This is a genomic window from Nonomuraea gerenzanensis, assembly GCF_020215645.1.
Lineage (GTDB): Bacteria > Actinomycetota > Actinomycetes > Streptosporangiales > Streptosporangiaceae > Nonomuraea > Nonomuraea gerenzanensis.
This window is the reverse complement of sequence record NZ_CP084058.1, coordinates 8,598,910-8,613,015: the sequence shown is the minus strand read 5'-3', so window position 1 is coordinate 8,613,015 and position 14,106 is coordinate 8,598,910. Positions and strand designations below refer to the sequence as shown.

Annotated in this window: 12 protein-coding genes; 6 read left to right on the top strand and 6 right to left on the bottom strand. The window is 71.4% G+C overall.

Features of this window, described 5'->3' with window-relative positions:
- Positions 1-48: 48 nt before the first annotated feature.
- A complete protein-coding gene (locus LCN96_RS40060; protein WP_225267621.1) occupies positions 49-747 on the top strand; it encodes a M50 family metallopeptidase in 699 nt (232 codons plus the stop codon).
- Positions 748-793: 46 nt separating this feature from the next.
- Positions 794-2,374 carry a serine/threonine-protein kinase gene (locus LCN96_RS40055; RefSeq protein WP_225267620.1) on the top strand — a complete coding sequence of 527 codons (1,581 nt, stop codon included), beginning with the start codon at positions 794-796 and terminating at the stop codon, positions 2,372-2,374.
- On the opposite strand, the gene LCN96_RS40050 is transcribed toward LCN96_RS40055, so the two are convergent.
- Positions 2,363-4,582, bottom strand: coding sequence for a thiamine pyrophosphate-dependent enzyme (locus LCN96_RS40050; protein WP_225267619.1), 2,220 nt, complete (start codon positions 4,580-4,582; stop codon positions 2,363-2,365). The two genes, LCN96_RS40055 and LCN96_RS40050, sit on opposite strands and share 12 nt — an antisense overlap.
- Positions 4,583-4,780: 198 nt before the next feature.
- On the opposite strand from LCN96_RS40050, the gene LCN96_RS40045 reads away from it, so the two are divergent.
- Positions 4,781-6,115 (top strand): hypothetical protein, encoded by a 1,335-nt coding sequence (locus tag LCN96_RS40045; protein WP_225267618.1) that lies wholly within the window; start codon positions 4,781-4,783, stop codon positions 6,113-6,115.
- A 62-nt stretch (positions 6,116-6,177) separates the two neighbouring features.
- Here LCN96_RS40045 and LCN96_RS40040 read toward each other — a convergent pair whose 3' ends face one another.
- The 5 genes from LCN96_RS40040 to LCN96_RS40020 form a co-directional block, all read right to left on the bottom strand.
- Positions 6,178-6,342: a hypothetical protein gene (locus LCN96_RS40040; protein ID WP_225267617.1), complete on the bottom strand. Its 165-nt coding sequence runs from the start codon at positions 6,340-6,342 to the stop codon at positions 6,178-6,180.
- Between the two features lie 109 nt (positions 6,343-6,451).
- Complete coding sequence (locus tag LCN96_RS40035) at positions 6,452-7,336, bottom strand: ABC transporter permease (protein WP_311132043.1); 885 nt, start codon at positions 7,334-7,336, stop codon at positions 6,452-6,454.
- Entirely contained in the window at positions 7,309-8,286 is a 978-nt protein-coding gene (locus LCN96_RS40030; RefSeq protein ID WP_225267616.1) for an ATP-binding cassette domain-containing protein, read from the bottom strand. Before LCN96_RS40030 ends, LCN96_RS40035 begins: the two co-directional genes overlap by 28 nt.
- Positions 8,287-8,865: a PadR family transcriptional regulator gene (locus LCN96_RS40025; protein WP_225267615.1), complete on the bottom strand. Its 579-nt coding sequence runs from the start codon at positions 8,863-8,865 to the stop codon at positions 8,287-8,289.
- 82 nt (positions 8,866-8,947) lie between these two features.
- Positions 8,948-9,541, bottom strand: coding sequence for an SACE_7040 family transcriptional regulator (locus LCN96_RS40020; RefSeq protein WP_225267614.1), 594 nt, complete (start codon positions 9,539-9,541; stop codon positions 8,948-8,950).
- Positions 9,542-9,607: 66 nt separating this feature from the next.
- On the opposite strand from LCN96_RS40020, the gene LCN96_RS40015 reads away from it, so the two are divergent.
- From LCN96_RS40015 to LCN96_RS40005, 3 genes are read left to right on the top strand one after another with little or no spacing between them, the layout of a single operon-like run.
- The gene (locus LCN96_RS40015) at positions 9,608-11,161 is read left to right on the top strand and encodes a carboxyl transferase domain-containing protein (RefSeq protein ID WP_449867119.1); all 1,554 of its coding nucleotides are present in this window, start codon (positions 9,608-9,610) and stop codon (positions 11,159-11,161) included.
- A 3-nt stretch (positions 11,162-11,164) separates the two neighbouring features.
- Positions 11,165-13,198, top strand: a complete 2,034-nt coding sequence (locus LCN96_RS40010) for an acetyl/propionyl/methylcrotonyl-CoA carboxylase subunit alpha (RefSeq protein WP_225267612.1) — start codon at positions 11,165-11,167, stop codon at positions 13,196-13,198.
- Complete coding sequence (locus tag LCN96_RS40005; RefSeq protein ID WP_225267611.1) at positions 13,198-14,103, top strand: hydroxymethylglutaryl-CoA lyase; 906 nt, start codon at positions 13,198-13,200, stop codon at positions 14,101-14,103. The genes LCN96_RS40010 and LCN96_RS40005 overlap by 1 nt, the downstream gene beginning before the upstream one ends.
- Positions 14,104-14,106: the final 3 nt, after the last annotated feature.

Genomic DNA, 14,106 nt, shown 5'->3' with positions numbered 1-14,106 from the left:
ACTTTCCCCGCCCCGGACAGTAAGCGGACCGATTAGGGTTTCTCCTCGATGGACAAGTTCTGGGCCCACCTGATCAAGGTTCAGCCTGACCCCGACCCCTGGGTCGTGGCGGTCTCGGCTCTCGTCGCGCTGGTGATCGTCGGCTTCCGCATGCCCTGGCAGGTGTCCAGGGGGCTGATCACGATCGCCCACGAGGGCGGCCACGCGCTGATGGCGCTGCTCACCCGGCGCAAGCTGGAAGGCATCCGCCTGCACTCCGACACCTCGGGCGTGACGCTCACCAGAGGCAGGCCCACCGGGCCCGGCATGGTCCTGACCGCGCTCGCGGGCTACCTGGCGCCCCCGCTGCTCGGGCTGGGCGCCGCCTGGCTGACCGAGCAGGGCCGCATCTCGCTGCTGATCTGGGGCGTGCTGCTGCTCCTGGTCTGCATGCTGCTGCTGATCCGCAACCTGTACGGGGCGCTGATCCTGCTGGTCACGGGTGGCGCCGTGTTCGCCCTGATCATGTACGCGCCGGCCGACATCCAGCAGGTCGTGGCCATGGTCGCGGCGTGGTTCCTGCTGTTCGGCGGGATCCGGCCGATCATCGAGCTGCAGCACAAGCGGCGCCGCCGCCAGGCCAGGGACTCCGACGCCGACCAGCTCGCCCGGCTGACGTTCCTGCCCGGCGGGTTCTACGTGTTCTTCTTCCTGCTGGTGTCGCTGATGTCCGTGGCGTTCGGCGCGTACCTCATGAACCCGCTCTAGTCCCGATATTTCGCACTAAACTCCTCAGCAACAGGGGGAGAGTGGAGTGCTGCCAGTCGAGGACGCACCCGGCTACCGGGTACTCGATCAGGCGGGCCAGGGCGGGTTCGCCGTCGTGTACCGCGCCTACCAGGAACGCCTCGACCGGGTCGTGGCGCTGAAGGTGCTGTCCGTGGACCGGGTGGACCAGCGCACGATGCGCAGGTTCCAGCGCGAGCTGCAGCTCACCGGCCGCCTCACCGGCCACCCGAACGTCGTGACCGTCTTCGACACCGGCGTGACGCGCTCCGGCAAGCCGTACATCGCGATGGACTTCTTCGAGCACGGTTCCCTGCGCGACAAGATCCGCAAGGAGGGCCCGCTTCCGCTGCCCGACGTGCTGCGGGCCGGCGTCAAGCTGGCCGGCGCGCTGGCCGCCGTGCACGACGCGGGCGTCCTGCACGGCGACATCAAGCCGCAGAACATCCTCATCTCCCGGTACGGCGAGCCCGCGATCGCCGACTTCGGCGTGGCCCGGGTCGTGGACTCCGCGGAGATCTCGGCCACCTCCCAGGCCTTCACCCCGCTGCACGCCGCCCCCGAGGTGCTCACCGGCCGGCCCCACTCGGCCTCCACCGACATCTACTCGCTCGGCTCGACCCTCTACCACCTGCTGGCGGGGCAGCCCGCCTTCCACAACCCGTCGGATCCGTCGATCGCGCCGCTGATGTACCGGGTGCTCAGCCTGGAACCGCCGCCGATCAACCGGCCGGACGTGCCGGGGGCGGTGTTCGCGGCGATCCTGCGGGCGATGTCCAAGGAGCCGGGGGCGCGGTACGGGTCCGCCCGCGAGCTCGCCCGGCACCTCCAGGCGTTGCAGGCCGAGCTGGGCCTGCCCGTCACCGACCTCGTCGGTCTGGACGCCGCCCCGCCCCAGCGCCTGGACGCCGGCCCGCCTCCGCCCGCGAACACCGGCTTTCCGAGCACCGGCCACCACCTGCCGCCCACGCCCGTCCAGCAGAGCCCGCCCGCGCCCGCCCACCTGCCACCCGCACCCGCTCATCACGGCCCGCCCGCACCCGCTCATCACGGCCCGCCCGCGCCCGCCCACCAGGGCTCGCACGCGGCGGCCACCCACCCCACCGGCACCACCACCTCCCGCACCGGCAGGATGATTTTGATCGGCGGCACGACCGCCGCCGTGGTGGTCGCCGGCACGGCCCTGGCGGTCCACCTCTCGATGCAGCCCCCCGCCACCACCACCCGGCCCACCACGACCACCACCACCGACCCACAGCAGCAAGGCACCACAGACACGCAGGAGCCGATCGGCGAGAAGCAGGTGGCCGCCCTGGCCCCCCGCCAGGTCAAGGTGACCGACCAGGGAGCCCTGGTGGAGCTGCGCTGGTCGCTGCCCGCCGGCGCCCGCGACTACCCGGTGGTCGTCCAGCGCTCCCCGGTCAAGCAGGGCGAGCAGGCCATCACCCCCCTGCAGCAGGGCGCCACCTCCACGCGGGTCGCCGGCCTGGACCCCGACACCGGCTACTGCTTCCTGGTGGGCGTGCCGCTGCGCATCTCGGAGAGCTCCACCGTCGCCTGGTCGAAGCCGGCCTGCATCAGGGGCGCCGTGGCCAGGTCAACCCAGTAGCTTGCGCGCCGCCTGCTCGATCTCCTCCTCCGACAGCAGCACGAGATCGGCCGCCCGGCCGAGCGGGACGAAGCTGTCGGACGAGGTGACCCGCCCGATCTTCCCGCTGAACCCGGCGTCGAGCAGCTCGGCCACGATCCCCTCCGAGACCGCGCCGGTGCGCCGGGTCTCGTCGGCGATGAGCACGTTGCCGGTCAGCTCGGCCGAGCGCAGCAGGTCCTCGATCGGCAGCGGGGCCAGCCAGCGCAGGTCGAGCACGCGGCACCCGTAGCCCTCCTGGGTCAGCCGCACCGCGGCGCGCAGGCTCATCCGCACCCCGTTGCCGAACGTCACGATCGTCAGGTCGCGCCCGTCGCCGTAGGAGCGCGCCCGTCCGATCGGCACGTGCGTCTCCGCCCAGCGCGCGGGCGGCGCGTACGGCGCCAGCCACCCGCCGTCGCCCGTGTCGAACAGGTCACGCGTGTGGTACAGCGCGATCGGCTCCAGGAACACGCAGACCGACCCCGACGTACGCGCCGCCGCCAGGCAGGTGCGCAGCATGGCCGAGGCGTCGTCGGGCCTGGCGGGGGAGGCGATCACCAGCCCCGGGATGTCACGCAGCGCGGCCACCGCGTTGTCGTTGTGGAAGTGCCCGCCGAACCCCTTCTGGTAGGCGTAGCCGGCCACCCGCACCACCATCGGGTTGGTGTAGGCGCCGCGCGAGAAGAACGACAGCGTGGCCGCCTCCCCGCGGATCTGGTCGAGCGCGTTGTGCAGGTAGGCCAGATACTGGATCTCGGGCACCGGCAGCAGCTTCGAGACGCCGGAGCCGAGCGCCAGCCCCAGGATGGCCTGCTCGTCGAGCAGCGTGTCGAACACCCGCCCGCCGCCGAAGCGCTTCTGCAGCCCGCGGGTCACGCCGTACACGCCGCCCTTCTTGGCGACGTCCTCGCCGAACACCGTCATCTCCGGATAGGCGGCCAGCCCGTCGGCGAGCGTGCGGTTGATCGCCTGGGAGAGCGTCATCGGCTTGTCGTCCTCGGGCAGCGCCCCGGCGAACGCCTTCTCCCTGGCCGCCGCCGTGGCCGCCATCGGGCTGATCTTGGCGATCAGGTCCGGGTTGCGCGGGGCGATCGGCTCCATGATCTCCTTGGCGGAGCTCAGCCGCGGGCCGCGCGCCGTCTCCTCGGCGATCTTCAGGACGTGCTCGCGCGCCGACTCGTACCGCTTGAGCAGCTCGTCCGGCGTGATCAGCCCAGCCCCCACCAGCAGCGCGGCGGTCCGCACCAGCGGGTCGTCGGCCAGGTCGGCCCTGATCTCGCGCTGCGTGCGGTAGGCCGACTCGACGTCGGAGCCCGCGTGCCCCATGAGCCGCACGGTCGACAGGTGCAGGAACACCGGCGAGCGCCGCTCGCGTACGTGCCGGACGGCTTCGGCGGCGGCGTCGTACGCGGCGGGCAGGTCGCAGCCGTCGGCGGCGATGTACTCGATGCCGGGCCGCCGCGCGGCCGCCTCCACCCAGCCCCTGGGGGTGCGCACGCTGATGCCGATGCCGTTGTCCTCGCACACGAACAGCAGCGGCAGCGGCTGCCCCTGGAAGGTGGCGTAGGCGGCGGTGTTGAGCCCGGACAGAGCGCTGGCGTGGTTGACGGAGGCGTCGCCGAAGCTGCACACCGCCACCGCGTCGCGCGGCCAGGCGCCGGGCACGTCGAGCGTGCCGGCCCGCTCGATGGCGAACGCCACGCCCACGGCCCTCGGCAGGTGGCTGGCGATCGTGGAGGTCTGCGGGATGACGGCCAGGTCGGGATGGCCGAAGACCTTGTGCCGGCCGCCCGCGATGGGCTCGTCGGCGGCGGCGGTCAGGCCCTTCAGCACGTCGCGGATGCCCTGCTCGGGCACCCGGCCCGCCTGCTCGGACCTGGTCAGGTAGAAGGCGCCCGAGCGGTAGTGGAGCAGGGCGGGGTCGGTGGGCCGCAGGGCGGCGGCCACGGCCGCGTTGCCCTCGTGACCGGCGGAGCCGATCGTGTAGTGGCCCTCGTCGCGCTCGCGCAGCCAGCGGGCCGCGATGTCGAGCAGCCTGCTGTCGAGCTGGCGCCAGAAGAGCGACCTGCACCGCTCCCCGGTCAGCGACGTGCCCTCGCGCACCGGCAGCGCCGGATCTCGCGCAGGCCCCGCCTCGAGTGCCGAAACCGTCTCGGTGAAGTGAGTCTCAACTGTGTCGCGCGCCACAGCATCGATTATGTCTTTGATCGGCCCTGACGTCTGCCGGACGCCGGTGACATGTCGTGGACCGGTCCCTTTGACTCCGACTGATAACTGTTTGTCAGAAATCACAACTTCACCGGCGGTGTGCACGTCTACTTGTAGTGCACACGTGGCACCCTCAATGCCGCGTTGAACCACTGGGGTCTCCAGAAAGGAACCCGCATGTTACAACGCATCCGTGTCGCCGCCCTCGCCCTCGTACTGGGCGTCTCCGGGGCATTGGCCCTGGCCACGCCCGCGACGGCGGCCCCCACCCCCACCATCACCAAGGTGGAGCTCAGCCCGGCCGCGCCCATCGTGGTCTTCGACAGCGATGTCAGCGTCACATTCACGTTCACCACCACGAACGCGACGAAGGCCGAGCTCAAGCTCAACGGAGCAGCCGTCACGCTCACCTCGGCGGCGGTCTCCGGCGGGCTGAAGTGGACCGGCACCAAGGCCTTCGGCCCCGGTGCCGTCGGCAAGGTGAACTACGCCGCCACCGCCTCCGGCGAGGGCGGGGAGGTCACCCAGTCAGGCTCCTTCGACGTCGTCAGGGCCCTGACCACCAAGTTCGACGACGTCGACGCCAGCCCGGACCTGGTCGACAAGGGCGACAGCATCCGCGTCACCGGACGCCTGCTCGCCGACGGCCGGGGCTACGCCGGCCAGAGCGTCGCGATCACCTTCCGTGAGCGCGGCTCCGACGCCTTCGGCGCGATCACCAAGGTGACGACCGGCCGCGGCGGCTGGTTCGGCGCCCGCGTCGAGGCCAAGGCCACCGGTTACTGGCGTGCCGAGTTCGCGGCCACCGCCACCGCCAGGGCCTCCGTCAGCGACGCCGACCGGGTGGACGTCCGGCGCGCCAACCTCGGCAGCCACATCGCCGGCTTCGACGCCCGCCCCGAGCCGGTGGACAAGGGCGACACGCTCTCCTTCTCCGGCGCCCTGCGCGTCGAGGACCGGGGCGGCCTGCCCGGCCAGCGCGTGTCGATCTTCTTCAAGGCCGACGGCTCCCGCCGCTGGGAGTACGTCACCGGTGACGTGACCGGCCGCCACGGCCGCTTCCACGCCACCGCCACGGCCGTCACCTCAGGCTGGTGGCGCGCCGAGTACCGCGGCACGCGCGGGATCAACGGCACGGTCAGCCGGCCCGACTGGGTGAAGGTCGACCAGCCCGCCCCGCCGCCCGAGGAGGAGAAGGCGGACACCCGCCTGATCAAGTTCAACGCCTATCCTGAGCCGGTCAAGCGCGGCAAGTACCTGAAGTTCAGGGGGCTGCTGCAGGTCGACGACGAAGGCTCCTGGGAGGGTTACTCGGGCAAGGTGGCGCTGTTCTACAAGGCGCTGGGCTCGAAGAAGTGGCAGTTCGTGAAGACGACCACGTCCGGTGACAGCGGGCGGCTCTACACGAAGGTCAAGGCCTGGAAGTCGGGGCACTGGAAGTTCGTGTTCAGCGGGGACGGGGACACCTACGGCGATCACAGCCGTACGGACTATGTCCGCGTGAAGCGCTGATCACCTGAACACCGGAACGAGGCCCGGGCGGCACCTGCCCTGGGCCTCGTTCTGTGTGTGGGTCAGGTGGAGCGGTCGTCGCTCAGCTTGGCGTCGATGCGGACGAGCAGGGACTCGATCTGGTCGAGCCGGTTGTCGACCGCGGTGACGCCTGCCTTCACAGCGGCCCCTTCCAGAGCTTCGACCCGGGCCTCCAGGTCAAGGTACTTCTCTTCGAGATCCAACATCGGATGATGCTCCTCGGGAACGGAGGGAAAGGACGAGCCGCGCGGCACATCCGGAAAGCTACCGTCCGTACAAGATCGACCGCAGGCGATACAAGGATAAGACGTAGACCTACTCGGCCCTCCTGAACTGAAGAACCGCCACCCCCAGCAACACCACCCCCAACCCCGCCACGATCCCCAGCTCCACCCCCACCGGCACCTGATATCCGAACCACCGCACCCCCGGGTTCAACATCGCCTCAGCCGCCGCCGGCACGTCCAGATGCCCGAACACGGCCTGCCGCATCGGGTCCACCGCGTACGTCATCGGGTTGACCACGGTCAGCACGTGCAGCCACGACGGCAGGTTGGCCAGCGGGAACATCGCCCCCGACAGGAACATCATCGGCATGATCGCCATCTGCATGAGCCCGAAGAAGGTCTGCATGTTCTTCATCCGGGCGGCCAGCGTCACCCCGAAGGCCGTGATGGTGAACGCCGCCAGGAACATCTCCAGCAGCAGCGTGACGATCAGCGCCGGTGCGTACGGCACCCCCACCAGCGGCGCCATCGCCACGATGATGACGCCCTGCCCGACGGCCACGACGGCCCCGCCGAGGCACTTGCCGATCACGATCGCGCCCCGCGAGACGGGTGCGACGAGCATCTCGCGCAGGAAGCCGAACTCGCGGTCCCACACGATGGAGCCGGCCGAGAACATGGCCGTCATGATCACGGTCATGGAGATCATGCCGGGGTACATGAAGGTCCGGTAGTCGACCCCGGGGATGGAGCCCCGGACCAGCGAGCCCAGCCCCGTCCCCATGACGAACAGCCAGAGCACGGGCTGGACGAGCATCGACAACATGCGGGTGCGGTCGTTGACGAAGCGCAGCATCTCGCGGTGCAGCACGATCTTGACGGCCCGGAGGTCGTGCCCGGCGCTGCGGGCCGGGACCCGGACGCTGACGGCCTCTGTCGCCATGGTCATCGCCTCGCCATCGCTCTCATCCACGCCATGTTCCCGTCGCCTTCCTCGGCGTCGCGGATCGTGGAGCCGGTATAGGACATGAACACGTCGTCGAGGGACGGCCGGGAGACGCTCACCGACTTGATCGGCATGCCGAGCTCGGCGAACAGCCGGGGCACGAACTGCTCGCCGGAGGCCACCGCGAACGTCACCGCGCCCTCGTGCACGGCCGCCTCCAGCCCGAACCGGTCGCGCAGGGCCTTGATCGCCGCGGTGTCGTCGGCGGTCTGGATCTGCACGCGGTCCTTGCCGACGCTGGCCTTGAGCGCCTCCGGCGAGTCGATGACGACGATCTCGCCGTGGTCGATGATCGCGATCCGGTCGCAGTACTCGGCCTCGTCCATGTAGTGGGTGGTCATGAAGATGGTGATGTCCTCGCGCAGCCGCAGCTGGTTGATGTACCCCCAGATGGCCGAGCGGGTCTGCGGGTCGAGGCCGACGGTGGGCTCGTCGAGGAAGAGCACGCGCGGCGAGTGCAGCAGGCCGCGCGCGATCTCCAGCCGCCGCTTCATGCCGCCGGAGAACGTCATCACCTTGGCGTCCTTGCGGTCCCACAGCGCGACCATCTCCATCACCTGGTGGATCCGGTCGCCGACCACGCTCCTGGGCACGCCGTACAGCTCGGCGTGGAAGCGCAGGTTCTGCTCGGCGCTGAGGTAGCCGTCGAGGGTGGGGTCCTGGAAGACGAGGCCGATGTTCCTGCGCACCTCGTCGCGCTCCTTGACCACGTCGTGCCCGGCCACCGTGGCGCTGCCGCCGGTCGGGTTCACGAGGGTGCAGAGCATGCTGATGGTGGTGGTCTTGCCGGCGCCGTTCGGGCCGAGGAAGCCGAAGACCTCGCCGGGACGCACCTCGAAGTCGACGCCCTTGACGGCCTCGATCTTCCCGTACGCCTTGCGTAACCCGCGTACGGTCACCGCCGCGTCGGCCGCCATCTAGTCCTCCGCGAGGATCTGGAAGACGGATCTGCGGGTCTGCTTGATCAGCTTCTTGGCCTCGGCGAGCTGGTGGTCGCCGCCCGTGCGGACCAGGTGGCCGAACGCCTCGTTGAGCTGGGCCCACAGCAGCCGCAGCTCGTGGTGGTCGTCGGGCACCGTACGGGCCACCTCCTCCCACGGCGCCTCCTCGGCGTGCCTGGCGGCCTGGGCGCGGCCCTGCTCGGTCAGCCGGTACGTACGGCGCCCGCCCGACTCGTCCCCGGTGACCAGGCCCTCGTCCTCCAGCTGCTGCAACGCCGGATAGACCGACCCCGGGCTGGGCCGCCACACCCCGCGGCTGCGCTCCTCGATGCCCTGGATCATCTGGTAGCCGTTCTGCGGCCCCTCGTGGAGCAGCGCCAGCAGGGCCGCCCTGACGTCGCCGCGGCGGATGCGGGGCGCGGGCTGCTCTCTGTGGACGAAGTGCGGGGGCGGCAGCGGCGCGCCCCCCGGGAAGGGCATCGGCATCGGCCCCGGCGTGGGGAAGGGCGGTGGTACGGGCCGGGGGGGCTCCCAGAACTCGTGATGGTCGCGCATGATCGCCTCCAACTATCGAGATATGATGACGATATATCTAGATAGTTGAGCCGACAAGGCGACATCAGGAAGTTAACGGTCCTTAACGGGCGCACGCGGCGATGGCCGCGCGGGCCATCGCGTGCAGCATCGGCCGCATGTCCTGGGCGGGCAGCTCGCCCGCGCTGTGCGGGGTCGAGTTCAGCAGGCCGAAGACCGCGTGCGTGGCCGCCCGCAGCCGCGCCGCCGGGCAGGCCGGATGCAGCTCGGCCAGCACCGTCACCCACTCCTCGACGTAGAGCCGCTGCAGCCGCCTGATCTGCCGGCGGGCGGGCTCGGGCACGTTGCCCAGCTCCCTGTCGTGCACGATGATCAGGGCGGGGTGGTCGGTCGCGAACGCGATCTGCACGTCGAGCAGGGCGTCCAGGGTCTCCTCCGGGCCGGGGGAGCCGGTCACGACCGTGACGGCCGACTCGCGCAGGCGGGAGCTGATGTCGAGCAGCATCTCCGACAGCAGCGCGTCCTTGCCGTCGAAGTGGCGGTAGAGGGCCGGGCCCGAGACGCCGACCGCGGCGCCGATGTCCTCGATCGAGACGCCGTGGAAACCGCGCGCCGCGAACAGCCGGGCGGCCGCCTCGAGGATCTCCGCGCGCCTGTTGCGCCGGCTGCGGGTAGGGGTGTCGGAGGCGGTGGTCACGTCTCACATGCTAGACGATGACGTTAATGATGACTAACATCGGGAGCCATGAGGAGCGACTGGCCGGTGCTGAAGACGGCTGTGGAGCCCGGGAGTGAGGCGTACAAGCGCAACGCCGAGCTCAACGAGCGGCTCGCCGCCGACCTGCTCGACCGCCTGGCGACCGCCGCGCTCGGCGGGCCCGAGCGGTCGCGGCGGCGGCACGTCGAGCGCGGCAAGCTGCTGCCGCGCGAGCGCGTGGACGGCCTGCTCGACCCCGGCTCCCGCTTTCTGGAGCTGTCGCCGCTGGCCGCCGACGGCCTCTACGACGACCAGGCGCCGGCCGCGGGCATCATCACCGGTGTCGGCCGGGTCTCCGGCCGCGAATGCGTGATCGTGGCCAACGACGCCACCGTGAAGGGCGGCACGTACTACCCGGTCACGGTCAAGAAGCACCTGCGCGCGCAGGAGGTGGCGTTGCACAACCACCTGCCCTGCCTCTACCTCGTGGACTCCGGTGGAGCGTTCCTGCCCAGGCAGGACGAGGTGTTCCCGGACCGCGAGCACTTCGGCCGCATCTTCTACAACCAGGCCACGATGTCCGCGCGCGGCATCCCGCAGATCGCCGCCGTGCTCGGCTCGTGCACGGCCGGCGGCGCGTACGTGCCCGCGATGAGCGACGAGGCGGTCATCGTCCGCGGCCAGGGCACCATCTTCCTGGGCGGCCCGCCGCTGGTGAAGGCGGCGACCGGCGAGGAGGTCAGCGCCGAGGAGCTGGGCGGCGGCGACCTGCACGCGCGCGTCAGCGGCGTCACCGACCACCTGGCCGAGGACGACGCGCACGCGCTGGCCATCGTCCGCGACATCGTCTCCACGCTGGCGCCGCGCGCCGCGCGGCCCTGGGAGACGATCGCGCCGGAGCCGCCCCGCCACGACCCCCGCGACCTGTACGGGCTGGTGCCCGCCGACACCCGCCAGCCGTACGACGTGCGCGAGGTGATCGCCAGGATCGTCGACGGCTCGCGCTTCCTGGAGTTCAAGGCCGAGTACGGAGCCACGCTCGTCACCGGCTTCGCCCACGTCCACGGCCACCCGGTGGGCATCCTGGCCAACAACGGCATCCTGTTCAGCGAGTCGGCGATGAAGGGCGCGCACTTCATCGAGCTGTGCGACCAGCGCCGCATCCCCCTGCTGTTCCTGCAGAACATCAGCGGCTTCATGGTCGGCAAGGCGTACGAGGCGGGCGGCATCGCCAAGCACGGCGCCAAGATGGTGACGGCGGTGGCGTGCGCCCGGGTGCCCAAGTTCACGGTGGTGATCGGGGGGTCGTTCGGGGCGGGCAACTACGCGATGGCCGGGCGGGCGTACTCGCCGAGGTTCCTGTGGATGTGGCCGAACGCCCGCATCTCCGTCATGGGCGGCGAGCAGGCCGCCAACGTGCTGACCACGGTCGGCGACGCCGATCCCGACGCGATCCGCGCCCAGTACGAGCACCAGGGCAACCCCTACTACTCCACGGCCAGGCTCTGGGACGACGGGGTGATCGACCCGCTCGACACCCGCACGGTCCTGGGCCTGGCGCTGTCCGCGGCGGCCAACGCGCCGCTCGAGCCCGCCGGTTACGGCGTCTTCCGGATGTGACGCATGCTGTTCGACCGTGTTCTGATCGCCAACAGGGGCGAGATCGCCGTACGGATCGCGCGCACGCTGCGCGGCCTCGGCATCACGTCCGTGGCCGTGCACACGGCGTCCGACGCGGGCGCCAGGCATGTGCGCGAGGCGGACCTCGCCCTTGAGGTGCCGAGATATCTCGACATCGAGGCCATGGTGGAGGCGGCGCTCGCCTCGGGGGCGCAGGCCGTCCACCCCGGCTACGGGTTCCTCGCCGAGAACGCCGCGTTCGCGCGGCGCTGCGCCGAGGCGGGCGTGGTGTTCGTCGGCCCGCCCGCCGGCGCCATCGACGCGATGGGCGACAAGATCCGCGCCAAGGCCACCGTCTCCGCCGCCGGGGTGCCCGTCGTGCCCGGCGCGACCGAGCCGGGCCTGGAGGGCTGGCGCGACTTCCCCGCCCTGATCAAGCCGTCCGCGGGCGGCGGGGGCAAGGGCATGGTGCTGGTACGGTCGGCCGCCGAGCTGCCCGACGCCCTGGAGTCGGCGCGGCGGACGGCGCGGGCCGCGTTCGGCGACGACACGCTGCTGATCGAGCGGTACGTCGAGAACCCGCGCCACATCGAGATCCAGGTCCTGGCCGACACCCACGGCAACGTCGTGCACCTGGGCGAGCGCGAGTGCAGCCTGCAGCGCAGGCACCAGAAGATCATAGAGGAGGCGCCGTCGCCGTTCGTCTCGGCCGGGACGCGGGCCTCGATGGGCGCGGCGGCGGTGGAGGCCGCCCGCTCGGTCGGCTACGTGGGCGCGGGCACCGTCGAGTTCATCGTGGACGGCACCACCGGGGCCTACCACTTCATGGAGATGAACACCCGGCTGCAGGTCGAGCACCCGGTCACCGAGCTGGTGACGGGGCTGGACCTGGTGGAGCTGCAACTGCGGGTGGCGGCGGGGGAGCCGCTGCCGTTCGGGCAGGCGGAGGTGCGGCTCGACGGGCACGCGGTGGAGGCCCGCGTGTACGCCGAGGACCCCGCGCGCGGCTTCCTGCCGACCGGCGGCCAGGTGCTGGCCCTGCGGGAGCCCGGCGGCGCGGCGGCCGGCGGTGCGTGGCCGGTCGTGCGGGTGGACTCCGGGCTGGCCGAGGGGGGTGTCGTCGGCAGCGAGTTCGACCCGATGTTGTCGAAGGTCGTCGCCTGGGCGCCCGACCGCGCCACGGCGCTCAGGACGCTGGACCGGGCGCTGGCCGCCACGGCCGTCCTCGGCGTGGTGACCAACGTGCCGTTCCTGCGGGCGCTGGCGGCCCACCCGGCCGTCGTGGCGGGCGAGCTGGACACCGGCCTGGTGGAGCGCGTTTTGCCCGAGCTGGTGGGCGAGGCGGCGCCTCCCGAGGAGGTCGTGGCCGCGGCTGCGCTCGTCTTCCACGCCATGCCCCAGGGCGACGATCCGTGGGAGGTCACCGACGGGTGGCGGCTCGGGGAGCGGGCCTGGACGACGTGGCGGCTGGAGTCCAGGGGCGGGGTGCACGCGGTCAAGGTGCGCGGCCTGCCCGAAGAATCCGCCGAAGTCGCGATAAATGGCGAAGCGGTCCCGGTGCGCATCCGGCTCGCGGACGGCGCCTCACACGGCGCCTCGCACGGCGGCGCGGAGGGCGGCGCAGGCGGCGGTGCGGGCGGCGGTGCGGGCGGCGGTGGCGAGCTGTTCGTCACGCTCGGCGGGCGCACCGCCCGTTACCTGTGCGTACGCGACGCCGACACCCTGTGGCTCGGCCGCGACGGCGCGTCCTGGTCGTTCATCCGGCACCTCATCGGCGATCCCGGCGACCGGGCGGGCGCCACCGGGGCGGCAGACGGCGTGGTCAGGAGCCCCATGCCCGGCACCGTCCTGGTGGTCAAGGCGCAGCAGGGCGACCGGGTGAACGAGGGCCAGCCGCTGCTCATCGTGGAGGCCATGAAGATGGAGCACACGGTCACGGCGCCGCGCGACGGCGTCGTCTCCGAGCTGTCCGTGCGGGCCGGGCAGCCGGTCGACATGGACGCCGTCCTGGCCGTGGTCACCAGCGAGGAGGCGTGATGCCGTACAGCATGGAAGGTCTTCCGCACCAGGTCACCGTCTACGAGGTCGGCCCGCGCGACGGCCTGCAGAACGAGTCCGCGATCGTCCCCGTCGAGGTGAAGGCCGAGTTCATCGACCGGCTCGCGGACGCCGGGCACAAGGTGATCGAGGCGACCAGCTTCGTGCACCCGAAGTGGGTGCCGCAGCTCGCCGACGCCGACCGGCTGCTGACCACGCTGCGCAGGAAGCCGGGCGTGCGCTACCCCGTGCTCGTGCCGAACCTGCGCGGCCTCGACCGGGCCCTCGACCTGGGCGTGGACGAGATCGCCATCTTCGCCAGCGCCACCGAGACGTTCGCCGCCAAGAACCTGAACCGCAGCCTGGAGAGCCAGTTCGAGATGTTCGAGCCGGTGGTGGCCAGGGCGCTGGACAACGGGGTCAAGGTGCGCGCGTACGTGTCGATGTGCTTCGGCGACCCCTGGGAGGGGCCCACGCCGATCGGACAGGTCGTCCAGGTCGGCGAGCGGCTGCTCGGGCTGGGCTGCTACGAGCTGTCGCTCGGCGACACGATCGGCGTCGGCACGCCCGGCCACGTCACGGCCCTGATCGAGGCGTTCCGCTCGCCGGAGCGGCTGGCCGTGCACTTCCACGACACCTACGGACAGGCGCTGTCCAACACCCTCGCAGCGCTGAGATCGGGCGTCACCACCATCGACGCCTCCACGGGCGGCATCGGCGGCTGCCCCTACGCCGAGTCCGCCACCGGCAACCTGGCCACCGAGGACCTGGTCTGGATGTTGCGCGGCCTCGGCATCGAGACCGGCCTCGACCTGGGCAAGCTCGTGTCCACCAGCACCTGGCTGGCGGAGCTGCTCGGCAGGCCCAGCCCGTCCCGCGTCGTACAGGCGCTTTCGAAAGGCTGAGAC

What these genes read in the sequence shown, in the direction of transcription:
- LCN96_RS40040 (WP_225267617.1), bottom strand. Translation starts at nt 6,342, where the DNA reads ATGTTGGATCTCGAAGAGAAGTACCTTGACCTGGAGGCCCGGGTCGAA.
- LCN96_RS40060 (WP_225267621.1), top strand. Translation starts at nt 49, where the DNA reads ATGGACAAGTTCTGGGCCCACCTGATCAAGGTTCAGCCTGACCCCGAC.
- LCN96_RS40045 (WP_225267618.1), top strand. Translation starts at nt 4,781, where the DNA reads ATGTTACAACGCATCCGTGTCGCCGCCCTCGCCCTCGTACTGGGCGTC.
- LCN96_RS40025 (WP_225267615.1), bottom strand. Translation starts at nt 8,865, where the DNA reads ATGCGCGACCATCACGAGTTCTGGGAGCCCCCCCGGCCCGTACCACCG.
- LCN96_RS40005 (WP_225267611.1), top strand. Translation starts at nt 13,198, where the DNA reads ATGCCGTACAGCATGGAAGGTCTTCCGCACCAGGTCACCGTCTACGAG.
- LCN96_RS40010 (WP_225267612.1), top strand. Translation starts at nt 11,165, where the DNA reads ATGCTGTTCGACCGTGTTCTGATCGCCAACAGGGGCGAGATCGCCGTA.
- LCN96_RS40030 (WP_225267616.1), bottom strand. Translation starts at nt 8,286, where the DNA reads ATGGCGGCCGACGCGGCGGTGACCGTACGCGGGTTACGCAAGGCGTAC.